At 41.9% G+C, this 25,224-nt stretch carries 26 protein-coding genes; 10 read left to right on the forward strand and 16 right to left on the reverse strand.

Translation table 11 applies throughout. The features are described from left to right. The first annotated feature begins 74 nt into the window (after window positions 1–74). The 4 genes from BM043_RS09960 (at window position 75) to BM043_RS09975 (ending at window position 2,305) form a co-directional block, all read left to right on the forward strand. The gene (locus BM043_RS09960) at window positions 75–497 is read left to right on the forward strand and encodes a toxin-antitoxin system YwqK family antitoxin (protein WP_143189507.1); all 423 of its coding nucleotides are present in this window, start codon (window positions 75–77) and stop codon (window positions 495–497) included. A 12-nt stretch (window positions 498–509) separates the two neighbouring features. Then, window positions 510–824 (forward strand): energy transducer TonB, encoded by a 315-nt coding sequence (locus tag BM043_RS09965; protein ID WP_092791228.1) that lies wholly within the window; start codon window positions 510–512, stop codon window positions 822–824. 73 nt (window positions 825–897) lie between these two features. Further along, window positions 898–1,746 carry a hydroxymethylglutaryl-CoA lyase gene (locus BM043_RS09970; RefSeq protein ID WP_092791230.1) on the forward strand — a complete coding sequence of 283 codons (849 nt, stop codon included), beginning with the start codon at window positions 898–900 and terminating at the stop codon, window positions 1,744–1,746. 7 nt (window positions 1,747–1,753) lie between these two features. Continuing rightward, on the forward strand, window positions 1,754–2,305 hold the full coding sequence (locus BM043_RS09975) for a PepSY-associated TM helix domain-containing protein (RefSeq protein WP_092791232.1): 552 nt from the start codon (window positions 1,754–1,756) through the stop codon (window positions 2,303–2,305). A 15-nt stretch (window positions 2,306–2,320) separates the two neighbouring features. Here BM043_RS09975 and dprA read toward each other — a convergent pair whose 3' ends face one another. From dprA to BM043_RS10040, 13 genes are all read right to left on the reverse strand, one after another. Continuing rightward, window positions 2,321–3,439 carry a DNA-processing protein DprA gene (gene dprA / locus BM043_RS09980; RefSeq protein ID WP_092791234.1) on the reverse strand — a complete coding sequence of 373 codons (1,119 nt, stop codon included), beginning with the start codon at window positions 3,437–3,439 and terminating at the stop codon, window positions 2,321–2,323. Next, the gene (locus BM043_RS09985; protein ID WP_092791236.1) at window positions 3,426–3,773 is read right to left on the reverse strand and encodes a MerR family transcriptional regulator; all 348 of its coding nucleotides are present in this window, start codon (window positions 3,771–3,773) and stop codon (window positions 3,426–3,428) included. The genes dprA and BM043_RS09985 overlap by 14 nt, the downstream gene beginning before the upstream one ends. A 125-nt stretch (window positions 3,774–3,898) precedes the next feature. Next, complete coding sequence (locus BM043_RS09990) at window positions 3,899–4,603, reverse strand: 16S rRNA (uracil(1498)-N(3))-methyltransferase (protein WP_092791237.1); 705 nt, start codon at window positions 4,601–4,603, stop codon at window positions 3,899–3,901. Between the two features lie 83 nt (window positions 4,604–4,686). Further along, on the reverse strand, window positions 4,687–6,480 hold the full coding sequence (locus BM043_RS09995; protein WP_092791239.1) for a DEAD/DEAH box helicase: 1,794 nt from the start codon (window positions 6,478–6,480) through the stop codon (window positions 4,687–4,689). A gap of 253 nt (window positions 6,481–6,733) precedes the next feature. Next, window positions 6,734–7,525, reverse strand: coding sequence for a queuosine precursor transporter (locus BM043_RS10000; RefSeq protein WP_092791240.1), 792 nt, complete (start codon window positions 7,523–7,525; stop codon window positions 6,734–6,736). Then, window positions 7,522–8,439 (reverse strand): ribonuclease Z, encoded by a 918-nt coding sequence (locus BM043_RS10005; protein ID WP_092791241.1) that lies wholly within the window; start codon window positions 8,437–8,439, stop codon window positions 7,522–7,524. The genes BM043_RS10000 and BM043_RS10005 overlap by 4 nt, the downstream gene beginning before the upstream one ends. Then, the gene (locus BM043_RS10010; RefSeq protein ID WP_092791242.1) at window positions 8,436–8,813 is read right to left on the reverse strand and encodes an STAS domain-containing protein; all 378 of its coding nucleotides are present in this window, start codon (window positions 8,811–8,813) and stop codon (window positions 8,436–8,438) included. The genes BM043_RS10005 and BM043_RS10010 overlap by 4 nt, the downstream gene beginning before the upstream one ends. Before the next feature lie 4 nt (window positions 8,814–8,817). Beyond that, the gene (locus BM043_RS10015) at window positions 8,818–9,756 is read right to left on the reverse strand and encodes a phosphoribosylaminoimidazolesuccinocarboxamide synthase (protein WP_092791243.1); all 939 of its coding nucleotides are present in this window, start codon (window positions 9,754–9,756) and stop codon (window positions 8,818–8,820) included. Window positions 9,757–9,815: 59 nt separating this feature from the next. Further along, a complete protein-coding gene (locus BM043_RS10020; RefSeq protein ID WP_092791244.1) occupies window positions 9,816–10,904 on the reverse strand; it encodes a toxin-antitoxin system YwqK family antitoxin in 1,089 nt (362 codons plus the stop codon). 43 nt (window positions 10,905–10,947) lie between these two features. Then, window positions 10,948–12,126, reverse strand: coding sequence for an acetyl-CoA C-acyltransferase (locus BM043_RS10025; protein WP_092791415.1), 1,179 nt, complete (start codon window positions 12,124–12,126; stop codon window positions 10,948–10,950). Window positions 12,127–12,176: 50 nt separating this feature from the next. Continuing rightward, window positions 12,177–12,788, reverse strand: coding sequence for a hypothetical protein (locus BM043_RS19495; protein WP_092791245.1), 612 nt, complete (start codon window positions 12,786–12,788; stop codon window positions 12,177–12,179). After that, window positions 12,778–13,422, reverse strand: coding sequence for a hypothetical protein (locus BM043_RS10035; protein ID WP_092791246.1), 645 nt, complete (start codon window positions 13,420–13,422; stop codon window positions 12,778–12,780). Before BM043_RS10035 ends, BM043_RS19495 begins: the two co-directional genes overlap by 11 nt. Window position 13,423: 1 nt before the next feature. Continuing rightward, window positions 13,424–14,389: a vWA domain-containing protein gene (locus tag BM043_RS10040; RefSeq protein ID WP_092791247.1), complete on the reverse strand. Its 966-nt coding sequence runs from the start codon at window positions 14,387–14,389 to the stop codon at window positions 13,424–13,426. Between the two features lie 147 nt (window positions 14,390–14,536). On the opposite strand from BM043_RS10040, the gene BM043_RS10045 reads away from it, so the two are divergent. The 6 genes from BM043_RS10045 to BM043_RS10075 all read left to right on the forward strand — a co-directional run bounded on the left by BM043_RS10045 (window position 14,537) and on the right by BM043_RS10075 (window position 21,923). Continuing rightward, the gene (locus BM043_RS10045) at window positions 14,537–16,924 is read left to right on the forward strand and encodes a TonB-dependent receptor (protein ID WP_092791248.1); all 2,388 of its coding nucleotides are present in this window, start codon (window positions 14,537–14,539) and stop codon (window positions 16,922–16,924) included. After that, window positions 16,924–17,766: a DUF4249 family protein gene (locus tag BM043_RS10050; RefSeq protein WP_092791249.1), complete on the forward strand. Its 843-nt coding sequence runs from the start codon at window positions 16,924–16,926 to the stop codon at window positions 17,764–17,766. Before BM043_RS10045 ends, BM043_RS10050 begins: the two co-directional genes overlap by 1 nt. A 275-nt stretch (window positions 17,767–18,041) precedes the next feature. Next, the gene (locus BM043_RS10055; protein WP_092791250.1) at window positions 18,042–18,416 is read left to right on the forward strand and encodes a BlaI/MecI/CopY family transcriptional regulator; all 375 of its coding nucleotides are present in this window, start codon (window positions 18,042–18,044) and stop codon (window positions 18,414–18,416) included. Continuing rightward, the gene (locus tag BM043_RS10060; protein ID WP_092791251.1) at window positions 18,413–19,690 is read left to right on the forward strand and encodes a M56 family metallopeptidase; all 1,278 of its coding nucleotides are present in this window, start codon (window positions 18,413–18,415) and stop codon (window positions 19,688–19,690) included. The genes BM043_RS10055 and BM043_RS10060 overlap by 4 nt, the downstream gene beginning before the upstream one ends. A 354-nt stretch (window positions 19,691–20,044) precedes the next feature. Beyond that, window positions 20,045–20,602: an RNA polymerase sigma factor gene (locus BM043_RS10070; protein ID WP_218144144.1), complete on the forward strand. Its 558-nt coding sequence runs from the start codon at window positions 20,045–20,047 to the stop codon at window positions 20,600–20,602. Continuing rightward, complete coding sequence (locus BM043_RS10075; RefSeq protein WP_092791253.1) at window positions 20,589–21,923, forward strand: hypothetical protein; 1,335 nt, start codon at window positions 20,589–20,591, stop codon at window positions 21,921–21,923. The genes BM043_RS10070 and BM043_RS10075 overlap by 14 nt, the downstream gene beginning before the upstream one ends. A 66-nt stretch (window positions 21,924–21,989) precedes the next feature. Here the strand turns inward: BM043_RS10075 and cas6 are convergent, their stop codons facing one another. The 3 genes from cas6 to BM043_RS10090 form a co-directional block, all read right to left on the reverse strand. Beyond that, window positions 21,990–22,889 (reverse strand): CRISPR-associated endoribonuclease Cas6, encoded by a 900-nt coding sequence (cas6, locus tag BM043_RS10080; RefSeq protein ID WP_092791254.1) that lies wholly within the window; start codon window positions 22,887–22,889, stop codon window positions 21,990–21,992. 101 nt (window positions 22,890–22,990) lie between these two features. Continuing rightward, entirely contained in the window at window positions 22,991–24,088 is a 1,098-nt protein-coding gene (ychF, locus tag BM043_RS10085) for a redox-regulated ATPase YchF (RefSeq protein ID WP_092791255.1), read from the reverse strand. Then, entirely contained in the window at window positions 24,089–25,183 is a 1,095-nt protein-coding gene (locus tag BM043_RS10090) for an AI-2E family transporter (RefSeq protein WP_092791256.1), read from the reverse strand. It lies immediately after the preceding gene. Between the last annotated feature and the right edge of the window lie 41 nt (window positions 25,184–25,224).

Raw genomic sequence — 25,224 nt, forward strand, 5'->3', positions numbered from 1 at the left:
TAAAAATTGAGAACTTTAAGTATGAAATCTTGCTCGTTTCCGATCATTTTACTTCTTTAGTGAAAAAATATCTTATGCGTAAATTCACCTTTTTTCTCTGCTTCATTTTTCAATCATTCTTCGTTTTTGGACAGTCCTTGACGTTTTTTGATTCGTACTTATTGCCGATTTCAGATACCAGTAAAGTAGACCCAAGTTACCTTCGGATTGAATTCATCGAGAATGGGGTGTTTCACGATCAGCTTTATACCCTCGATTCGGTAAAAGTCAGTCATTTGATTGCCTTATTGGATGAAAATAATGCTAAAAAAAGTCAACAGTTGACTTACTATTATCCTGATGGTGAGGTTTCGTCCAAGACCAAAATGGACTTTGAACAGGATATAAAAGTAGAAATGCACTACTATCCAAACGGTAAATTAAAACATAGTGCGACTTTTAATTCAGGAAAGTTAGAGGCAGAAAAGTACTTTTCGCAGAATGGAGAAGAAATCTAAAAACCTGAAATAGTGGAGGCATCTCCAAAAAAAGGCAGAGCAGATTGGGATAATTATTTAATGAGAACCCTTCAGTATCCTGCAGAGGCCAGAAGACTGAAGGAAACCGGGACCGTTCTACTAAAGGTAAAGTTAGATAAAACAGGAATAATCCAACAAATTTCGGTTTTGAATCCCGAACAAATTCATCATTCTTTAGCCAAAGAAGCGATTCGAGTGACTAAGGAATATCCTAATCGTTGGAATCCCCAAACAGAAAATGGTCAGCCTGTACCTTCTGAAGTCAGACTTCCTTTTCGATTTTTATTAGAGACTAATGTTCGTTAAACAAATCCTTGTCATAAAATAACCGCACATCCTAAAAAAAGTAGATTCTTGTCTTTTCTGAGTAATTTCGGGCATGATTCAGTTGATCGAATGTCCACGGGATGCGATGCAAGGGCTTCCCGAATTTATTGATACTGCTATCAAAGCAGCGTACATCAATCAGCTTATAGAAGTAGGGTTTCACACCATTGATTTTGGCAGCTTTGTCAGTCCTAAAGCCATTCCGCAAATGCGGGATACCGCTGAGGTGCTGGAAATGCTGGATTTGCATAAAGCTAAATCTAAACTGTTAGCTATTGTAGCGAATGTGCGGGGAGCAGAGGATGCTTTGCGATTTGAGGAGATTGATTATCTGGGGTTTCCGCTTTCGGTTTCGGAGACGTTTCAGCAGCGTAATACAAATGCCAGCATTGCGCAGGCTTTGGAGACCGTAGAAACCATCCAAAACCTCTGTCAAACCAAGGGAAAGGAGCAAGTTGTTTATTTGAGTATGGGCTTTGGAAACCCTTACGGAGATCCTTTTTCTCCGGATTTGGTGGCGGAATTTGTCCAGAAGTTGGATGAGCTGGAAGTCAAAACCATTTCTCTCAGCGATACGATAGGAGTGGCTACTCCTGAGTTGATTACTGAGATATTTCAGGTTCAGATCACTTCTTTTCCTCATATCACTTTTGGTGCACATTTACACAGCCGAGTAGAAGATATCAATGAGAAAGTGCTAGCAGGCTTAAAGGGAGGCTGTAGACGCTTTGACGGAGCACTCAAAGGTTTTGGGGGATGCCCTATGGCAAAGGACGAACTGATCGGAAATATGGCTACCGAAGTGATGATTGAAACCTTTAAAGAGGAAGGCTATTCCTTAGATTTAAATCAAATGGAATTGGAAGAAGCGATCAAGCTTTCCAACTCGATTTTTTTATAAGCTGAATATGAGCACTCCAAAAATTCAAAATAAAGTTAAGGCGATTCGATGGTACCGCAACCTTCACAGGTGGTTGGGTATTCCATTGATTATTTTCTTTTTCCTGATTGGCATCACATCTATTTTGTTGGCTTGGAAAAAAAAGGTGGAATTACTGCCTCCAACGCTCCAAACCGAAGTTGTCGATGGTACTTGGATTTTGCCTTCGGAAATGGTAAAAATCGGGGAGCAAGAAATGCAAAAGTTGGGATTGGACCCAAGCGTGGATCGCTTGGATGTAAGGCCGGACAAAGGAGTGGTTAAAATCAAATTTAAAAGTCATTTTACCGAGGTACAGTTGGATGGATTCTCCGGAAAAGTGCTTTCGGTGGAAACGAGGCATTCGGATTGGATCGAAAAGGTACACGACGGTAGTATTCTGGATTTTTATACCACAGGGAACGAGGGTGCAAAGTTGACCTATTCGACCTTGACTGCACTAGGACTCATATTTATGAGTTTCAGTGGATATTATCTTTGGTATTACCCCAAACTTATCCGGAAGCTCAAGACGAAGTAGCGTCTTTTCTTTTGGCTAAACCAATAATTTAAACTTTTTCCCCGGAAGTGATTTGACAATCCCTTCAAATTCCAAAGACAATAATTTGGATGACAACAGTCCCAAAGGAATGTCTGTTGCATAGGAAATTTGATCGATTTCTGACTCTCCATTTTCTTGTAACAGTGTCAAAATAGCTTTTTCACCCGCCTCCCTATCACTAAGGTCCAGTTTGGGCTTTTGGGTTTCCTCTTCTCCAGGTTTACTCCAGAATAAGGCTTCAGCGATATCATTGGGGCCGGTGTAGATCGATGCTTTCATTTTTTTAATTAAGTGATTGCACCCTTCTGAAAAAGTCGACTGGAGATTCCCCGGCACCGCAAAGACATCTTTGTCATAGCTGAATGCAATTTCGGCTGTAATCAATGCGCCACCTTTTGCGGCAGCTTCCACCACAATCAAGGCGTCCGAAAGTCCGGCAATGATCCGATTTCTGGCGGGGAAATTCCCAGGCATCATCTTAGTTCCAGGGGCATATTCACTGAGGATAGCGCCTGTTTCTTGGAGTTGTTCGGCGGTTTTGCGATGCACTGCCGGATAAATCTGATCTATCGGAGATCCCATCACGGCGATAGTAGGTAGACCTGCATGAAGTGCCGCTCGATGAGCCTCGATATCAATACCGTACGCCAAACCTGAAATGATCGCGGGCTGATAGATTGCTAAGTCTTCCACAATTTTTTTAGTGGCAGTTTTGCCGTAGGAAGTGGCACTCCGAGTCCCTACAATGCCGACGGTTCTGTCAAAAATGAGATTGGATTTCCCCTTATAAAAAAGCAAAACTGGATGGTCTTCCTGGGTTTTGAGACGCTGAGGAAAGTGTGGATGGGAGGAATTTAAAATCTGAAAATTCTTTTTCTCAGCTTGATCGATGAGATCGTCTGCTTTTTTGAGAAGTTCGTCTGCAGATTTTCTGATTTCCAAAAGCTTCGAACCTACTTTTGGGATTTTTGCTGCTTTGGCTTTTGGGATTTCAAAAAATGCTTTTGGCGATCCTGCATAGGCTACAATGGCTTTGAAAACTCCCGGGCCTACTTTGGGGGCTAAACTTAAGGCGAGGTGATAGCGAATATGTTCATGATTAGGATTTGCCATTGATTTCGTCCCGGATATTGATTAAAAAATCCTTGATTTCCTGCAATTTTTGAACGGCTTGAACTTTGTCAAAGCCTTTATCTTTCCCTTGGGAAATGACCTCTCTGGCCCCGTCTAGCGTATAGCCTTTCTCCTTGACCAGGTGATAGATATATCGAATCTTCTGAATATCGTCTTTGGTATAACGTCGGTTCCCTTTTTTGTCTTTTTTGGGCCGGATGATTTCAAATTCGCCTTCCCAGTAACGAATCAGTGATGGAGCTACTTTGAACTGCTGAGCAACTTCCCCAATAGAGTAATATTTTTTTTCAATCTCTCGTTCTTTGTACGGCACAGCAAAATAGATTTAATGAATAAAAATTCTTAACAGCAGAATTGAAGCCAATAATTACCCTAAAATAGGAAATTACCTTTTTACTTCAATCAAGTGGAAAAGGGATTTGGCTGAATTATCCTATTTTATCGATTTAATACCTGAAGCATCTGAACAGCTGCCAAACCTGCAGTTTCGGTGCGGAGTCGATTTTTACCCAATGAAATGGGAGCAAATCCTGCTGCAATCGCAGCCTGAATTTCTTCAGGTGAAAAATCCCCTTCCGGGCCGATCAGTATCAGGTAATTCTGATTGGGCTGAGCAAGGCCTAAAAGGTGATTTTGGTGATTTTCATCTACGTAAGCGATGAATTTTTGAAATTTATCAAAATCAGATGAACCGATGAGTTTGTCAAATGTCCAGTCGCTTTCTATTTCAGGTTTGTGAAATTGCAGACTTTGTTTGCAGGCAGCAATGATTTTTTTTTCCAATCGGTCGGTCTTCAAAAAACTTCTTTCTGAGTTTTCACTCTTGATCAGATAAATTTTATCAAATCCGATTTCAGTGATTTTTTCCACCATCCATTCCATTCGGTCGGGACTTTTGGTGGGGGCGATAGCCAAATGGATTTGATAGGGATTTTTTGGAACAGTCTCTTCCTTTTTTACCTGTAATCTGGCCTGTTTTGGGTCGGCCTGATCAATGACGCAAAAAAAGAGTTTTCCCAATCCATCGGTCACGCGCACTTCATCGCCTACGTTTTTGCGCAGCACTCGTACCAGGTGCTTGGATTCTTCCGGATTGAGTGTGATTATCGGTGGGGTACAGTTTTCCTGAAAAAAAAGCGGCATTTCGGTTTGATCTTTCTACAATACAAAAAAAGCACAATTCACGGAGGAATTGTGCTTTTAATCAAATTAACCTTAACCTATAATCAACCTTTTGAAATTTCCATGTTGACGGTTTTTCCTTTGATCGTGTTGTGCTTCATGGTGCGGATTACGTGATCTGCATCTTTCTGAGGCACGTCGACGAAGGAGAAATTGTCATAAATATCGATTCCACCGATGCTTCTACCTGGGATTCCTGCCTCACCGGCGATGGCTCCCACGATATCATTTGGACGGATTCTGTCTTTTTTACCTAAATTGAGGAATAAACGGGCCATGTCAGCTTCGCGAACACGCTCTGGTCTTCTAGCACCTCTGTCACCTCTATCTCCTCTATCTTTTCCTGAATCAGCAGTTCGCTCACGTCTTCCTTCGCTTCGGCCTTCACCTCTTCCAAATCGATCGCTACCGCCTCTTTCAGATCTGCTTCCTCCTCTCTCGAATCGACCACCGCGCTCTCTACCTCCGTCACGACCACCTTCTCTTCTTCGATCTTGGAAACTTGGTAGACCAAAGTCCTGATCCCGCATTTCTTTTACGGCATCTCCCATGTTTATCTTTAGGAGTCCAAGGGCAATCTGCTCGATTGTAAGCCCCTCTGTCAGCATCTGTCCAATTGTCTCTTCGAAAATCTGATTGTCCTCTTCTTGGCCCAATTGACGATATACGTCTTTTACTAATTGTGCCTTTTTGAGATCAAGTAGTTCAGAAACTGAAGGAGGATCCATTTTATTGATCGTGGCTTTGGTAAATCTTTCCAAATCCTTGATTTTAAACCCGTCTCTTCTTCCAGTTACGAAGTTGATGGCAGTTCCTGATTTTCCAGCTCTACCGGTTCGACCGATTCGGTGCACATAGTATTCTTCGTCCAATGGTAGGTCAAAGTTGAATACGGCTTCTACATTATCAACATCGATTCCCCGTGCAGCGACGTCAGTGGCGACCAATACGGTGCAGATTCCTTTTCGGAACTTGCCCATCACTTTGTCACGCTGTGCCTGAGAAAGGTCACCGTGAAGTGCTTCGGCTAAAATTCCTCGAGAACCTAAGTTTTCGGTTACTTCATCAGTCATTCTCTTGGTGTTACAGAAAACTACAGACAGAGCGTAATTATTTACAGTCATCAAGCGCGCCATCAGCTCCATTTTGAGCGAAGGCTTCACCTCATAATAAACTTGGTCGATTCGCTCGACAGTCAGTTCATTTTTGGCTACTTTGATGATGTGAGGATCTTTTTGGTATTTTCTGGTCAAATCCAGAATTGGCTTAGCCATAGTAGCCGAGAAGAAGACGGTTTGTCGTTCCTCAGGCATTTCCTGAAGGATGGCTTCGATATCATCTCTGAAGCCCATGTCCAGCATTTCATCCGCTTCATCCAAGACGATGATTCCAGCATCTTCAAGCTTTAGTGTACCGCGATTGATATGATCCTGAACACGTCCAGGAGTGCCTACTACTATCTGTACGCCTTTTTTCAGGATACGAATCTGCTTGTCGATAGATTCGCCTCCGTAGATGGCAACAGAATTGATTTTTCGGTAAAATTTAGAAAGCTTGTGAAATTCACCTTCTACCTGAACCGCAAGCTCGCGGGTAGGGCATAGAATGATAGCTTGTGGCTTGTTGAAATCCGGATCAACTAATTGAATGATCGGAATGGCAAAAGCTGCTGTTTTTCCAGTACCGGTTTGAGCCTGTCCGATGACATCTCTACCCTCTAGTACGAAAGGAATTGCTTCTGATTGAATGGGGGAAGGCTGAGTATAACCCATCTCTTCCACTGCCTGTAAGATTTCGTTTGAAATCCCCAGGTCTGAGAATTTTGTGTTTGTATCCATGATGTTTCCTTACTTTTCTTGCCATGTACTCCTTTGCAATATCCCACGACAAGCGACAGTAAGGATTTCACGGCTCAGAAAAATGTTCTATGTCTTATTGACGGTGCAAAAGTAAAAGTAAATATTTTGTAATCCTAATGATGGCTGAATGTTTTTGAAATATTCTTGATAAATAATCGAATTTCAGCAAAATATATTTGGTGAAATCTGATCCCTTTTCTCTAGAATTGACTGATCAAGCGGTACTTTGAGTTTAAATAAAGGAACGATCTGACGTGGCTTCTGCCATCATTTCCTCTGCTAGATCTTTGCCTAGATATCGATCGATGAGTCCATGTCCCACATAAAGTAGGGGAGTTAGAATGATCGCCACAGTGAATTTATAGATGTAATTGATGATTCCTACTGCGAGAATCTGCTCAATACTCCAGTTGCCAAAAATGTAAAATGCAATTCCTAATACCACAAAGGAGTCAATAAACTGGGAAACTAAAGTCGATCCAGTCGCCCTGAGCCAAATCATCTTGGGACCTGTCACCGATCTCAATCGATGAAATACAAAAACATCGATTAATTGGCCCAATAGAAAGGCAGTCAATGAGCCGATGATGATTCCTAGCCCCTGTCTGAAAATAGTATTGAAAGCATAGCTGATATTAAATGGCGTGTCTCCGGGACCAGCAGCATTGACATCCAGCCAAAAATCGGCGGGGGTAAGTAAGGTAACCAAACTGATGACCAAAAAAGAATAAGCGATTAATCCGGCTGTGAGAAAACTGATTTGACGAACTCCCTTTTTACCAAAATATTCATTAATAATATCCGTGGTAATGAATACAACCGGCCAAATAACCGCTCCAGCGGTCAAATTGAAATCTAAGACATAATCGTCAAAGAAAACCCAGTTTACCGGCTCAAAGCCCAATGATTTTTCTGCGGAAAAAATTTTAACTCCGATGATTTCGGCTAGAATAGCATTGGTTAAAAAAATCCCTCCCAAAACCATAAATAAATTAGTTTTCCGGGTTTGCTTGATGGTGCTCATAGGGGATAGGTTTTTCCTTCTTCAGACAACATTGAGTTTTCGAAAACTGTTTTGGCTTCGGCCAAGAGACCATCCAATACCGTATAACGCGACGAAAAATGGCCTAATAGCAGATTTTTCACTTTTGAGAGTTTAGCTATTTCGGCTGCTTCCATTGCTGTGGAGTGGAAGGTGGTTTTTGCTCGCTCCAAGTTGTCCTGCATGAAGGTAGATTCATGATAAAGCAGGTCAACATTTTGAATATATTCTGTGATATCCGGGTTGAAAATCGTGTCCGAGCAATAGGCGTAGGAACGTTCGGCTTCTTTAGGATGACAATATTCCCGAACGGGATAAAATGATCCATCTGTCCCGATGTAATCCATTCCTTTTCTTAGAGTTTTGATGGCTTCTAAGGGAAGTTTTTCTTTAAGTAGTTTCTCTTTTATCAGATTTCTCAATAATGGTTTTTCCCGAAATAGAAATCCTGTCGTAGGTATGCGATGGATCAAAGGGAAAGTATAAACCTTCAGATTTGGCAGATCTGCGATTAAGTTAAAGCCCTGGTCATTGGTCTCCACAAAATGTAATCGATAGGACAGCCGATTATTACTCCATTTAAAATGAGTGGTGATGATGTCGTCAAGACCTCTGGGACCATATAAAAAAATGGGACTGCTTCGCTTGGCTAATCCATAGCTGGATAGCAGGCCAATCAGTCCCAAATAATGATCTCCATGAAGATGAGAGATGAAAATGTGGTCGATTTTGGAGGTTTTGACGTGGTACTTTCTCAACTGCAACTGCGTGCCTTCACCGCAATCAATCAAAAACAGTGATTGACCATGTCGGAGCACCTGCGCAGTATGATTTCTTCCGTGTACCGGAATAGAGGAGGTGTTTCCCAGTATGGTTACCTCAAAATCCCTTTTCAATCTTCTCCCTCTTCTTCTCCGTTTTCGATTTCGTGAATAAAGATAGCTTCTCCAGCTTCTTCCAGATTATTGACTAGATTCAGTTTTTTGTCCAGCATCGAAATCTTCAATAGCTTCATGACATGGTCCTGAATTCCAGAAATTAGGAATATTCCGCCGTTTTTGCCAAACTCCCGGTCTCCGACCAAGAGGGCACTCAATCCAGATGAATCCACGTATTTAACCTGACTCATATCCAATACTAAATTGGAATAGCCTTCTGCATGAACGGTCAATAGTTCCGATTTTAACGCCGGAGCTAAAATAGAGTCTAATTTCTCCTCCATGGGAGTGAAAACAACGTATTGTTCTTTTTTATCTATACTGTATTTCATAGTCTTATGATAGATGTGATAGAATGGAATTTTCTATCCTTTTTTCGATTTGTTCGGTGGTAGCTTTGTGAAATTTCTCTCCGGTGATTTTTTCGAAGAGTTCAATATAACGATCCGAAATGCTTTCTACAATTTCGTCGGTCATTTCTGGAATTTCTTGTCCTTCTTTACCCTGAAAACCATTTGAAATCAACCATTGCCGTACAAATTCCTTGGAAAGTTGTTTTTGCGGCATTTCGTTTTTTTGGTTTTCCTCATAGCCATCGGCATAGAAATACCGGGAGGAATCAGGAGTGTGGATCTCATCAATGAGGTAGATTTCTTTCCCAAATTTTCCGAATTCATATTTGGTATCCACTAGGATTAGTCCCATTTCAGCGGCCATTTGCTGGCCCCGCTCAAAAAGAGCCCGAGTGTACCGCTCTAGGATTGAATAATCCTCTGAACTGACAATTCCCTGAGCAAGAATTTGTTCTTTGGAAATATCTTCGTCGTGACCTTCGGAGGCTTTGGTGGTAGGAGTAATGATGGGATTGGGAAAGCGGTCGTTTTCGATCATGCCTTCTGGCATCGTGACGCCACAAATCAGTCTCTTGCCCGCTTTGTATTCTCGTGCTGCATGACCGGAAAGGTAGCCCCGAATGACCATTTCTACTTTGAAAGGCTCACATCGCTTTCCTATGGTGACATTTGGGTCTGGGACCGCCGTCACCCAGTTGGGCACGATATCCGAGGTGGCTTTTAAAAATTTGGCTGCAATTTGGTTGAGCACCTGACCTTTGAAGGGGATCGCTCGGGGCAAAACCACGTCAAAGGCAGAAATCCGATCGGAAGCCACCACAACCAATTCTTTTTCGAAGATGTAAACATCCCTCACTTTTCCCTTGTAAAAGCCTACCTGGCCGGGGAAATTAAAATAGGTTTCTTTGATGGCTTGACTCATTTGCTGTGATTTTTGGCAAAAATAGGAAAAGCTTTGCCTTAATGCTTTTGGGGAGTGGATTATTTGTCAATTTTCTTACCCTTCTCGTATACTTCCTCTCGGGTCAGTTGTCCCTCTTCATCAAAAAACTGCCGGAATCCATCGAGGCGGCCATTTTTGTAATTTCGAATCTCCTGGAGCACCCCGTCTTCCCGGTACATTTTTACTTCACCCTCCAAAAAACCCTCCGTATAGGTCAGAATTTGATATATTTGGCCATTGGGATAGTAATAAGATTCTTTGCTGACTATATCTGAGCCTTCAATAAACTCTCGTTTTAGGGAGATATTTCCATTGGGATGATTGACGGTAAGTGCACTTTGTGGGATTCCTTTTTTGTAGGAAATCGTGGATCTCAGGCTGCCGTCTTCAAAATATTCTATAATATCTCCGTCAGCTTCTCCTTTTTTGTAGGTTCCCACACGGGCTTTCTCTTGATTGGGATGAAAGGCCTCGTATGTTCCATCCAGTTCTCCATTTGAATAATGGATAGATGATTTCAATTCTCCATTGGGGAAATACTGAAGTTCCTGTCCATCCAAAAGTCCCTTTTTATAATTTGCTGACAAAAGCTTTTGACCGCTTTCATCAAAAGTCTCCAAAAGGCCATCAAATTCTCCTTCTCGAAAGGTCACCTTTCGGCTGAGTTGGCCATTTTCATGAAAAGATTCGCTCAGTCCATCTGGCCGGTCATCATTGAAAAATGTCTGATCTTTTACTTCTCCATTGGGATGGTAGGTGGTGACTTTTCCTTGGATTTGATTGTCGATAAAATTGAGCTCTTGCTGGACCTGTCCACCCGGATAAAAACTCCTGCTGACTCCATTTCGCTGATTTTCCAGAAATGGTACCGTTCGGATAGTATCTCCGGTAGCTGGATCCAAATCGATAAATAGCCCATGTCGCTGATCATTTTTGAGCTGGCCTATTTGCACGAGTTGACCATCTTCACTGAAGCGTTTGACTTCACCTTCGGCCTTCCCGTTGATTCGAATATAAATTTCTTTGAGTAGCTCTCGCTCTTCGTCATAATAGGTCCGAATAGTATCTTGGGCCGCGAGCGGTAGGCTGAAAAGCAAAGCGAGAATGCAGATACTAAACTTTTTCATAAAAGAAATCCGCGACAAGAAAATGCCGCGGATAATTTTGATTTTATAATTTTTCGATGACTATGGCAGAAGCTCCGCCGCCGCCGTTACAGATTCCAGCAACTCCTATTTTCCCAGATTGCTGATGCAAGACTGAATTGAGCGTGGTAATGATACGCGCACCGGATGCTCCCAGTGGATGGCCCAAGGAAACTGCTCCGCCGTAAATATTGAGTTTGGCAGGATCTAAATTCAGTTCTTTCTGGTTGGCAAGTGCTACAGCCGCAAAAGCCTCGTTGATTTCATAAAAATCAACATCTTCGGCTGTCAACCCCGCATGTTTGATGGCTTTTGGGATGGCCAGAGCTGGAGCGGTTGTAAACCAAAGTGGATCTTTTGCTGCGTCTGCAAAACCTCTGATTTTTGCCAAGGGCTTCAATCCCAACTCTTCGGCTTTTTCTTTGCTGACCAAAACCAAAGCAGAGGCTCCATCATTCATCGTAGAGGCATTAGCTGCTGTGACGGTTCCGTCTTTTTCAAATACCGGTCTAAGCGACGGGATTTTATCAAACATGACGTTTTTATATTCCTCATCTTCATCGATGATCATGGTTTCCCCTTTTCGGCCTTTCAATTCTACAGGAATCACCTCGTCTTTAAAATTGCCTTTGGCCCAAGCATCCGCTGACCGCTGATAGGATTGGATAGCATAATTATCCTGCTCTTCTCTGCTGATATTCATCTCCCGAGCGGTATTATCGGCACAGTTGCCCATGGGGAATTTATTGTAAACTTCGAAAAGGCCATCTTTGACCAATCCATCTACCATTTCTGCATTGCCATATTTATAACCAAATCGGGCTTTGGGCACATAAAATGGTACATTGGACATACTTTCCATTCCCCCAGCTACCACGACATCATTGATGCCAAGCATGATAGATTGGGCTCCAAACATGACTGCTTTCATCCCAGAGGCGCAGACTTTATTTACTGTAGTACAGGGTACCTCATATCCGATTCCTGCACCAATCGAAGCCTGTCTTGCAGGTGCTTGGCCCAAGTTTGCGGAAATTACATTTCCCATAAAAACTTCTTGAACTTGGTCGGTTTTTACACCGGATTTTTCTAATGCGCCTTTAATGGCTATACTGCCGAGCTCCACGGCGGTCAATCCGGAGAGTTTTCCTCCGAAGCTTCCCAAAGGTGTGCGTACAGCTGATACGATATATACTTCTTTGATCATGTTTATTTGGGTTTAATCTGATTTTTAAAATTTGCTATCGCTAAAAATCACCAATCCGGACGACCGGTTTTGGGTCTTTGGGTTGGTCTTTTTCTGTTTTGCTGAATATACCGGAGTTCGGCTGCATTCATACTTTCCAAGATTTGAGCAGCTTGCTCAGGAGTGAGATTCATGGCTTTCAGTTTCTCTTTAAACTCTTCCATGGCATTTTGTCGATCGGCCAGATTGGCGTCCATTTGATCATTGGCATTTTCACTGGCGGGATCCTGACTTTGATCTTGTGGATCTCCTGATTCTGATTCTTTGGCTTTGTCTTCGTCAGTTTTTTCGCCTTGGTCTTGAGATTCTTGCTGCTCACCTTCTTCACCTTGGCTTTGTTGATTTTGTTGCTGCTCCTGCTCTTGGTTTTCTTGGTTCTGCTGCTCCTGATTTTGGTTCTCTTCTTCCTGTTTTTCTTGCTCCAGTTTTTCTTTTAGCGCTTGAAGTTTGGAGTCATTGGGAAATTTGCTTAGACCAGAATTCACTGATTTCAATGCATTTTCCCGATCAGTTTTGACATAAGACCGTGCAGCCTGATTGAAGAATTCACCGGCAGTTTGTGCTTGAATACTTGATGCAAACAAAAAGAAAAATAGGAGTAAGAATATATTATTTTTCATCGATTTCGACTATTTCTTGTAGACTGGTGATAAATTCATTGTAAGCAGCGACCGTTTCGTCTTGCTGCATAGCTTCGGTCATTACTTGTAACGCATCTTTGAAGCGAAATTGTTCAACTAAGCGATCAGCCTCTGCTTTTTTGCGTTTGGCAAAATCCGAAGGATCGGGCTTATTTTCGTCCTCATTTTTGCGCTCCTCATCCCGTTCCATCCATCTGGCTAATAGCTCGTAATTATGGCGCGCTTCCTCATTGAGCGGATCTTGGATCAAGGCTGTTTTAAATTTACTCAGTGCCGTCTCATATTCTTCTTTATTTCCTAAAATCACTCCTCCTTGATTGAAGGCAAAGGAGGACAGGATTTTATCGCTGCTTGTGGATGCTTTGTCAAAAAATGCCGCGGCTTCCTCATCCTGCTCCGCATAATGGTAACTCAGTCCGATATTATAATCCAAAGCTGCTGACTGAATCTGAAATTGCTCCTGAATGGCCAAATGGTCTTTAATAGACTGTTCATATTCACCATTTGCATAACTTTCAGCAGCTGTATCGATCGCAGCATTAAGTCGCGAGTCCCGGGTCCAAGAGGAGGGGATCAGGAGAAAAAGACTGAGAATGATTTTGCTCCAGCTCATATTACAATTTGATGGTTTTGATCGGTAAAACCATGTCCAGTAAAGATAAAACGAGTCCGGCTAAAAGGAAATAGAAGTATTTGTTGGAAGATGTCTCGATAACCCTCGATCCGACTACTCCTCCTTCAAGACGCTCCAGTGAAGCGGTGAGGTTGCCAAGCTCCTGGACTTCGTCCGAAATCTCAAAATATTGTCCTTCGGTTTGTGCGGCTATTTGCTGCAATGAGGTGCGATCCAACTTGGAAATGGCTGGTTCACCGGTATTAGGGTCAATAACTACTCCATTTCCTCGCGGGATTGAAGCTCCTTCTTCAGAACCTATGCCCAAGGTGAATACTTTAATACCGGCGTCGCTCAGACTTTCAGAAACATCACCGAGATCGTCACCGAAATTTTCCCCATCAGATATCAAAACGATGGATTTGGACTTGACTTCTTGGCTTTGGTCATTCATAAATCGATCCAAAGCCACACGCAATGGTCCGCTAAGATCTGTTCCGGCGTTTGGGACTAATCCGGTATTGAGTCCATCGAGATGAAGCTGAAGTACATTTTGGTCAAAAGTCAAAGGGCACTGCATAAATGCCTCCGAAGAGAAAATAATAAGGCCGATCCTGTCAGAAGGGAAACTTTTGATCAGGTTTTTTAATTCAAATTTGATTCGCTGCAATCTGCTCGGACCGATATCCGTGGCATTCATAGACTGGGAAAGATCCACCGCGATGAAAATATCTTTCCCCTCTTCTTTTATTTCCTTCGTAGAAGTCCCGATTGATGGACCCGCCAAGGCTATCAAAAAGAGAATAAAATAGAGCGTACGGAGGACTAATTTGGTAACTAGTCTTCGCTTCTGTACTTGAAGTCGGCGATTGATTAGCCAATAGCGTGTCAAGTAAACCAAATAAACCAGGCCAAATAAGCCAGCCAGTACAATAATCAGATCAATGTCAGGATATGCCCAAACCATGGCCTGAAATTATAAAATAAAGCGTACTTATAAAGAAACTTTGATAGGAGTGGTGAGTTTAGATTTCAATCTGAGGCAATAATTAACAAACATTAATTGCTAGGTTGCGTCTCATAGCTTTACTACCGATAGATTCCACAATAAAATATGATGTCAAAATTTCGTTGGGTTTTAGTTCTCCTGCCTTTTATGGCTGTTTTTTGGGAGCTTTCGGCTCAACAGGTTTTCCGGGGAACTGTAGTAGATTTGAAAACTTCTGAAACCTTGCCTGGCGCAAATATTTACTGGGATTCACAACCCCAAAAAGGCGTGGTTTCTGATGAAAACGGAGAGTTTCAAATTCCAATTATCCAACTGCCTGACTATTTGGTCGTCTCCTATCTGGGATATGAGCAGTCGGTGAGGTTGATCCAGGAAAAAGATCTATCGAAGGAGAATCGTTTTTTCCTTATTTCGGATGATTTTGATTTGGCGGAGGTGACTATTTCTGAGCGGAGGTCCGATGAGCAGATTCGTAGTTTGGAGATGGGGACCAATCGGGTTTCCCTGGAAACTATTAAAAATATTCCCGCATTATTTGGAGAAGTGGATTTATTTCGAAGTCTTCAGCTATTGCCGGGGGTTCAAACTGCCGGTGAGGGAACCACAGGATTATTTGTGCGAGGGGGGTCTGCCGATCAAAACTTAGTTCAAATAGATGGTTCCCCCGTGTATAATCCCTCTCATTTCTTTGGGTTTTTCTCAGTTTTTAATCCTGATGCACTTGATGAGGTAAATTTGTATAAAGGGAATATGCCGGTTTCATTTGGCGGACGATTGTCTTCGCTGATTGATGTCAGTCTCAAAGAAGGTAATCGCGAAAATATCAAAGGCGAGGGTGGAATCGGAACTATATCTTCTCGATTGACGGTTGACGGGCCTCTTTTTTCTGACAAGTCTTCCTTTGTCGTTTCAGGAAGGAGAACTTATGCGGATTTGTTTTTGAGGCTTTCCAGTAATGAGGATATTCGAAATAACCAACTCAATTTTCATGATCTCAGCGGAAAAGCGACATTTTACCTTTCTGAAAAAGATAAGCTAAGTGTATCCAGTTATCAGGGAAGGGATTTTTTGGGCTTAGACAGCCAGTTTGGTTTAGGCTGGTCCAATTGGGTAAGCTCAGTCAATTGGTCCAGAAATAAATCTGAATCCTTTTATTTTGATCTTCAGGGATATCATTCTCACTATTCCTATCAAGTGGAGTTTCAGGATCCGGATAATGGATTTGAATGGAATAATCGATTGACAGAATCCGGGATAAAAGCCCAATGGACTGCAATAGGTGAAAATGGACTTCAAAGCTTTTGGGGTATTCATAGTCAACTGTATCGTTTTTTACCGGTGGAATTGCTTCCATCTGAGACAAGTGCAATTCAGTCAATCACGACCAATCCCAAAAATGGGGCGCTGAATAATTTATTTGCAGGAATCAAACTGGACCTCAATTCCCGATTGGGAGTGGAAGGAGGGATCAGGTGGGGACTTTATCAGCAGATGGGACCCGGAGTGGATTACGTGTATGACGGCGAGCGGCCTACAGCAGAAGCGGAGGTATTGGACTCCATTCAATATAGAGGACTGGAGTCGATAAAATTTTATCAGGGATTGGAGCCAAGGGTTGCTTTCCGATGGCTGATCAATGATCAACTTTCCCTAAAATCGGCCTTTAATCGTAATTTTCAATATGTCCAGATCGCATCCAATAGTTCGGCTGGATTACCCATAGATCGTTGGATTTTAGCGGGTAAGTACGTTCAGCCTTTGCGATCAGACCAAATTTCGATGGGTTTGTTTCAAAATCTTAATGAGGACCGTTGGGAATTGTCCCTTGAAGGCTACTACAAGGATCTCCGAAATGTCATCGATCTCCGAAACGGGGCACAGGTCCTTTTTACCGATCAGGTCGAAACGGAGATTCTTGCTGGAGACGGCTGGTCTTATGGGTTGGAATTTTTGCTGAGGAAAAATGTGGGTAAAACGACCGGATGGTTGGCGTATACCTGGTCAAGAGCTTGGAGAAAAATCGAAGGAATCAGCCGAAATCAAGCCTTCAACCCCAGATTTGATCGACCTCATGATGTGACTTTGGTTTTGAATCATGAATTTTCGCCCAACTGGTCTGCTGGAATTACCTTTATTTACACGACCGGGCAGGCGGTTACCTTTCCCATCGGTACCTATCAAGTGGATAATCAGTCCTTGCCTATATTTTCAGATTTGAGGAATGAAAATAGATTTCCGGATTATCACCGAATGGATGCATCAGTAGTTTGGAAAAATCCCAATAAAGGCAGAAAGTGGAGAGGTAGCTGGAATTTTAGCGTATACAATCTTTACGGGAGAAAAAATCCATTTGCTTACGAGTTTCGACAGATATACAACGATGATATAAATTTTCAGCCGCTGGATGGTACGGTGACTTCTTCGAGACAGGGAATAGTCAAAACCTATCTTTTTACGTTTTTACCTTCGATCACTTATAACTTTCAGTTTTGATGAAACGGCTTGGAATTATTTTGCTTTCAGTGTTTATGCTGTCCTGTCAGGAGGAAGTTTCCCTGCCATTGGCGACGATTGAAGGTGAGGTGCCGATTATTGAAGCGGTTTGGACGGATCGGGATCAATTTAACGAAGTGAAGATTTCACTTGCTAGAAATTACTATGATCCAGAATCTTATCAAGTCATTGGTGATGCTGAAGTTGCGATTACGATTCCCGGTACAGAAACGATAATTCCATTTCGGTTTTATCCCGAAACCAATAGCTATAAGCCCATAGATCGAAATAAGCTCGCTAGAGTGGGTGAACGATATGAATTGGTGGTCTTTTGGGAAGATCAGATATATTCCGCTACAGGTCTAATGCTAGAGCCACCGATTTTGGATAGTCTGACGGTGAGCTATGAAGAAGGTCGGCTATTTAGAGAAGAGGGATTCTATATTAAAGCTTTTGGGAAAATTCCTTTTGAAGAAGATAATTTTTACCGGATCCGGATCATAGAAAATGATACGCTAAAAAATAATAGGGATGACTATTTGCTTTTTGATGACACCTTTGGTGTGGAATTTTTCGAAACAGGATTGGAGCTCGGTTATGCTTTTGAGGAAGATGACCGTGTTCGTCTAGAACTTTTCCGCATGAATGAAGATGTGTATGATTATTTTACGCAGTTGGTGGGATTGCTTTTTTCGGATGGAGGATTATTCAGTCCTCCACCACAAAATCCGGATGGGAACATCCGAGTAGTGGAAGGCAAAGGTACCGTTTTGGGGTACTTTCAAGTCTCTCCAGTATTGGTTTCTACGCTAATAATCCAAGAAGAAGAAAAAGAGGAATAGGGAAGGGGAGAGGTTTTTTATCCCTGATTTTTAAAGATTGGACCTGCCTTTTTTATTGGTTTATAAGGACCTTGGGAATTCTTAAAACTATTAACCTCAATTGGAAGAGGCTTTCTCATGGGTATTTTTATTTAGCCTTTTTCTTTAAATAAGGGAAACTTCAATCCTAATTTTTTTTAAAAAACTCTTGCCATAAAATTTTGACATTTAAATTTTTCTCGTAGTTTTACGAAACAATCATAGTATTAATAACAAATTATTAAACAAATCACCCGATGAAAGAACTAAACAGTCAAGAAGAATCAATCATGCGCATTTTATGGAAACTCGGTCAAGGCCTTGTAAGAGATGTGCTCAACGAGATGGAAGAACCCAAGCCACCTTATACGACATTAGCTTCTACCATTCGATTGCTGGAGCGAAAGGGTTATCTGACGCATAAATTGTACGGAAACACCCACATGTATATTCCATTGATTTCCCAAGAGGAATATAGCAAAAAGAGCATCAATTATATGGTGAAAAATTTCTTTGAAGGGTCTGTAGGGAATTTTCTTTCATTTATGGTCAAAGAAAAGAACATATCGAAGAAAGAGGTAGAAGAATTGGAGCGGATGATCGATGATTTTGAAAAGAAAGGAAAAAAATGAACGGGGTTTTAAACTATTTAATTGAAGGAAGTATTTGCCTGATCTTAAGTTGGGGCTTTTACCGGGTTTTTCTGGAAAAACTCACCTTCTTTGATTGGAACCGGCGAGTGTTGTTGCATTTGATGATTATCTCACTGATTATCCCGCTGCTATCCTTTGAGGCAGCGGTGATTAGCACGGTTTCTCTAGCGGAGTATACGCTGCCTGTTTTTGAGTTAGGTAAGGAGACGGCCAGTTCTGAAGTTTCCTTTACTTGGCAGGATGGTGTGATTTTCATCTATGGTATCGGTTTTTTGTTTTTTCTGGGAAAAATTTCTCTAGGAATAGCCAAGCCTATCTTTCAACTGCAGATGGTTGAAAAATTTGAATACCAAGGGATGAAAATTGCGGTTCACCCGAGTTTTGAACCGGCCTCTTTCTTCAATTATATTTTACTCCCCTATTTTGATCCGAATGATGCTGATCAGCAGAAGATCATCTTACACGAATCAGTGCATGTTTCCGAAAAGCATACGCTTGATTTGATTTTGCTTCAATTGGTCAAAGCTATTTTTTGGTTCAATCCCTTTGTTTACCTGTTTGAGCGATCCCTTAGGGAAGTTCATGAGTTTCAGGCCGATCAAGGCGTCACCCAAAATTATTCCCAAATCGATTATTCCAGATTGCTACTTCGTTTGATTACTCAAGATCAAGGTTGGCAATTCACCAATAGTTTTAATCAATTTCAAACCAAAAAACGAATTGTTATGATGAATAAAGAACAATCCAATTATTTACAAAAAGGCCGCTTTTTGATGATGCTGCCAGTTTTGGGACTAATGGTATTTGCCTTTTCCTGTGACCAGAATATCGGGGAAGAACCTATTAAACCTGAAAATATCGTAGAAGTAGTCAATGAAGATGGAAGTACTGACCTCCAAGGCATCGCCAACGGCCGTGTAGTGGAAATCTCAGCAGACGAAATCTTTGATGTAGTCGAAGATCAGCCTACCCCTCCTGGTGGAATGGAGGGATGGAATAATTATCTGAAAGATAATTTATCATATCCCGAGCAAGCTAAAAAAGAAGGAATTGAAGGAACGGTAATTGTAGTTTTTGTGATAAATACTGACGGTTCTATTCAGGATGTGGATGTTTTAAGAAGTATCGGTGGGGGTTGCGATGAAGAAGCAATTCGAGTAGTCCAAAATGCTCCAAACTGGGAATCGGGTAAACAGCGCGGAAGAGACGTTCGTACAAGAATGAGACTGCCGATCCGATTTCAGTTAAGTTAATTTGATTATAGGTTTCAATTTTAGATCCGAAAATCTCTTCAATCGTTTGGAGAGATTTTCGCTTTTAGGCATCTCAAGAAATTTATTCCAATTTTTTTGAGGCCCTGTGTAGCATTTTTCAGAACCTAATCGTCCTACCTAAAAACAAGCAATGCGTAAATTTTTCAGTGTGATACTTCTGGTTTTCTTTTGCAGCTTTGCCTGGCAGCTTGGCAATCAAAGCGGAGGAAATCCAATGGATCCCATGCTGGAAAAAAAATCGCCGTGTACACCGGAAAAGGAGCTATCTACAGAAGTAAACCGAAACCCATCTGCTTACCGTTTGAATAGTAATATTTCCCCAAAAACCTTGAATTGAAGCACTTGGACTGGTCTGATGAAGAGCTGATTGTCGGTTGCAAACGAAAATCAGCAAAGCATGAAGAAGTTTTTTTTAAGCGATACTATGGCTATGTCATGGGAATCAGTTTGTCTTATGCCAAAGACCGGGACTTGGCTCAGGAAATCGTCAATGACAGCTTTCTCAAATTCTTCTCATCGATCAAGAGCTTTGAAGAGTTTCAGTCTGTAAAATCCTGGCTGCGCAGAATTACAGTTAATACGGCTATTGATTTCTATCGGAAAAATAAGCGCTTTCAGGATCAACGTGATATTAATGATCAAGTGGAAATCTTTCACGAAGTGGGAGCCTTGTCACAAATGGCCTATGAAGATTTGCTCAAATTGATTCATCTGCTCCCCCCGGACCAAAAATTGGTCTTTAACCTCTACGAAGTGGAGGGGTATAGTCATCGGGAAATCGCCGAAGAAATGAAGATTACCGAGAGTTCATCCCGAGTTTATTTGGCACGTGCCAAGTCCAAACTTCGGGATTTAGTACAATTTCACCTGAACGAATATGCAGGAAGATAAAATCAGTAAGTTAATCGCTCAAAAGCTGAAGCAGTCCCAAGAGACCGAGCATCAGCCTTTTGACCTTGGAGCTTGGGAGGCTTTTCAGCAAAAGAGAAAAGCCAAATCCAATCCCATGAAAATCTGGTGGATTTCCGGAATAGCCGCTTCGGTTTTGATCGGGGCGATTGGGCTTTCCGTGTATTTGTCGGATATGGAGCCTAGGGAGCAGGTTTCTGATCAAGTGATCGCGTCCCATGAGGACAATTCTCAAGAGTCAGAATTAAGTACTTCCGAGGAATCATCCACCATTGAGGGTAGCGCTGAGGACCAATTTTCCTCCCCCTCGAATGAAACCCTCTCAGAATCTCAAAATGAGGATGATGAAAAAAATAATAGGCTGCTAAAATCAGATCAAAAAGACAACTCAGGAAAAATCGAACAAGCCAATTCTGGTTTCTTTGCCCAATCTGAGCCAGGGAGCGAATCCCAAAATCAAAAATTGAATAAGAAAAATACCCGACAATTCAATGAGCCACTTTTAATGAATTCGAGGGATCCATTGCTGGATTTCAATTCCTTCATCTTGGAATTTTCCCAGGTATTGGCTGACAATGGGATGGCGATAGAATCTGATGCAAAACGGGAGGAATTTGATTTTCCCCCGATTCTGCCTGACAAAAGTAATTTAACCTTAGGACTAGGAGTAAGTCCAGGCTTTGGTGCATCGGAGCAAAACGGGATTGCTTCGGCCAATTCGTCCTTGGGAATGGGTTTCTTGGTCGCGATGGATTTACCGGGAAAGTTAACGGTGGGTTCGGGCCTTGGTATTAATGTCTTTAATCAGGAAAATCAGATTCAAACCCCACCGAATGTAGCCTTTGCTTCGAGTATGTCTCCGGTTCAGGAGCAGCTTTTGGTTAGGCAAACTCAACTGGATATTCCGGTATATTTCCAATATCCGATCACGACCAACGAGTCAATTTCGCTTCAGGCTGGATTTTCTAATTTTATTTCGCTCAATCAAGTCTCCGAATTGGAATCATCCTTTACCAGGCAGGTTCCGGTATCGGGTCAAGATGCTTTGCTGAGCAATAGTTTTCAGCTTCGGAGCGAATCTGTAGTTCAGACTCAGCAGTTGGCTTCTCCTCCTGAGGGCAAGTTTTATCCATTGGCTACGATGAATTTTGGAGTGAATTTACGAGTCATGCAGTCCAAAAAGACCGCTTATATTCTAATGCCGTTCTACCACCTTCCTGTAAATCAGTTTACGGGTTTTGGTGACAATCCCAGTTTTTATGGCGCGTCCTTCAAGGTCCGATTTGGAGGGAAAGGGGATTAATAAGCCTATTAAAAGGAAAAGTTCTAAATTAAAAAATCCCCTTGAAATGACTCAAGGGGATTTTTTTTAATCTTCAGAATTGCTTTCCTCGGTGCTTGCTCCGCCTTCAGCCTCCTCTGGAGCGACGTTTTGTCTCACTCTTTCGGTTGGTCTGTAAGGGACAAAACCTTCACGTTTAAATTTGTAAGCGGTGGTTCTGTTTCCAGAAGGGTGATTAGCTAAGTCCAGCATCCCAAAGCCTTTGTGAGTAAATGCTCCCAAACCGCATTTGAATACGAAATCCTGTACTTCTGGAGCGGCATACAAGGTGAAAGGCAGGGTATAGCCTCTTACTTCGTATTTCACGTCCATGTCATAGACTGCGTAGATTCTGGCAAATTTCTTTTGCTGCTCTTTCAGTTTGTTGACATAGACCATGTCCGGCACGACCTGAAACTTATAGAAGGATTCCATTTGCTCGGGGGTGTACCAGCCGGAACGCTCCATACGAGTCAGAGTAGATTCGTACAATAGATCTGAGAATTCATCGCTATCAGGGCTAATGAATCTTTTGCCGATTTCCTCGTTGAATGCAGGGGTGATTAGCACGAGGGGAGAAATACAAACAAATTTGTTTGAAGTTTCTAATTCAGGCTCAATTTCAATTTCAGTATACTCAGGGGAAAGGATAAGATTTCCTAACTCAATCTTTGGGGTGGCAAAAACTTGCTCCAACAAGTAATCCATGAAGTCCTCACTTTGAGAAGAAAGGACCAGGGTAACTAAACTGGAATAGTAGTGCAATCCACTTCTGCTGACTTTGGTTTGACCCTTAAGTCCAGAGAAGTTAAAGTAATTGTAGTTGAAGAATTCTTCACGACCTCCTTTGACGATCAATCCCTTCAGAAATTGCGCCAGGATATACTGGTGGTGAAAAGGCAAGTATGAGCCTTTGTTTTTTAGTGAAAATATTAGTCTAACTCTCACGGTTTTTTAAAAATAAAATGAGACATCAATTAAATCAAAATACGATACGTAATTTTGGGTGAATAAGCAATAGCAAAAGTACAATTATTTTTGAATAATTATCAAACATTGAATCTAAAATGCATGATATCGCCGTCTTTGACGATGTATTCTTTTCCTTCAATTGCAATTTTACCATTTTCTCTACAACCTGCCTCTGTCTTAAATTGTTGGTAATCTGGTAATTTTATTACTTCAGCTTTGATGAATCCCCGCTCAAAATCCGTGTGGATGACACCGGCGGCCTGAGGGGCTTTCCAGCCTTTTTTGATCGTCCAAGCGCGTACTTCCTGCACTCCGGCTGTAAAATAGGTGATCAAGTCGAGGAGGGAATAGGCGCCGGCTATCAACTTATTCAAGCCGCTTTCGTCCAATCCATATTCTGAAAGAAACATGGCTTTCTCCTCAGGGTCATCAAACTCGGCAATTTGGCTTTCGATTGCAGCGCAAAGCACAATAACATCTGCATTTTCTTCGGCCACTTTATTTCGCAGCGTCTCTACATGTTTATTGCCGGTCAAAATACTTGATTCGTCCACATTGGCGACATAGAGGACTGGCTTGATCGTCAACAAATGCAAATCACGGACGGCTTCCAGATCTTCTTTTTCTATTTCTATGGCACGGGCGTTCAGTCCGGAAGTCAATCCTGTTTTGAATTGATTGAGAATTTCGAGGTCTTTTTTAGCTTTGGCGTCTCCAGATTTGGCGACTTTTTCGATACGTTGAATTTTCTTTTCGACAGATTCCAGATCTTTTAGTTGGAGCTCAGTGTCGATTACTTCTTTATCAAAAATAGGATCAACTCCTCCCGCGACATGGACAATATTATCGTCTTCAAAGCAACGAATGACATGAATAATGGCATCGACTTCCCGAATGTTTGCCAAAAACTTATTTCCCAGTCCTTCTCCTTTGCTGGCACCCTTGACCAATCCTGCGATATCCACAAACTCAATCACGGTAGGCAAGATTCGATGAGGATTTACGAGGTCTGCGAGGATTTTCAAACGCTTATCGGGAACGGTCACGACTCCTACATTGGGTTCGATCGTACAGAAAGGAAAGTTTGCCGCTTCAGCTTTGGCAGATGAAAGCGCATTAAACAAGGTAGACTTGCCCACGTTGGGTAGTCCAACAATGCCACATTGTAAGGCCATTTAATTCGTTGATTTAATTTTAAAGATTCGATAGGATTTGTACCCTTTAAAGAATTCCAAAATGGAAACTCTAAAAATGGTATAAACCGGTATGGCGAAGATCATCCCGATGATGCCGGCGATTTTTGCCCCGGCAAAGATAATAACAAAAATTTCAAGGGGATGCGCTTTTACAGTTTTCGAAAAAATCAACGGCTGCAACAAGATATTATCGGTAAGCTGAACTACTCCGAATACCGCCAAAATTTTCAGTAGGAGGTAGGTGATATCGCTTGATTCTACAAAAGTCCCCGTGGATACACCGACGATTATCCCAAAGCCAGCACCAAGAATAGGGCCCGCGTATGGAATCAAATTAGCTACTGCAGCAAATAAGGCGATGGTCAGCGCATACTCAATTCCCATTAGGCTAAGTCCTATACTGGCAAGAGTAAAAATGGCCAGCATCTGAAGCAGGAGTCCGGATAGGTAGTTGGAAAGTAGTTTTTCGACCTTCGTAAAGGTGGCCACGGATAATTCAAAATATGGGTTGGGAATCAGGTTGAGTAGATTTCTTCTCAAAATCCCATTTTCAAAAAGCAGGAAGAAGGTGATGAATGCAATTGCCATTAATCCGATTGCAAGAGAGCTTGTCGTATCAATCACCGTCCCGATAAAAGTACCCACATCAAAGCCTGAAATTGCGTCGATGATATTTCTTCTAAATTCTTCGAATAAAAATCCCGGCTGGGAATCCAGAAGTTGATAATTGATCAGGGTTTGTTCAAAATTTGAAATAGGGATTTGAATCTGCTGATAGATGGTATTTAGGTCCAAATCGCTCAAAATCTGGATTTGATTATTGATCAAGGGGAAAAATAGGAGACTCAGCGTGACCAAAAGTAAGATGATTGAGGAATAAGAAATTAAAATCGCAAGCCATCGTGGAATATGCTGTCCCAAAAGATGAAAATCATTGAGCCGATTGGTCAGCGGCCTCAGCAAGGCTGCTAGGATCAAAGACAATATGAGATAGGAGGTAATATTGGAAAAGTACCAGCCGAATAGCAGGAAGAATAAAATGAAAAGGAAAATGTAAATAAAGAATCGCTGCATATCCAATAGAAAAGGAGGCCGATTGACCTCCTCTAAAATAC

This window comes from Algoriphagus hitonicola, from assembly GCF_900113375.1.
Taxonomy (GTDB): domain Bacteria; phylum Bacteroidota; class Bacteroidia; order Cytophagales; family Cyclobacteriaceae; genus Algoriphagus; species Algoriphagus hitonicola.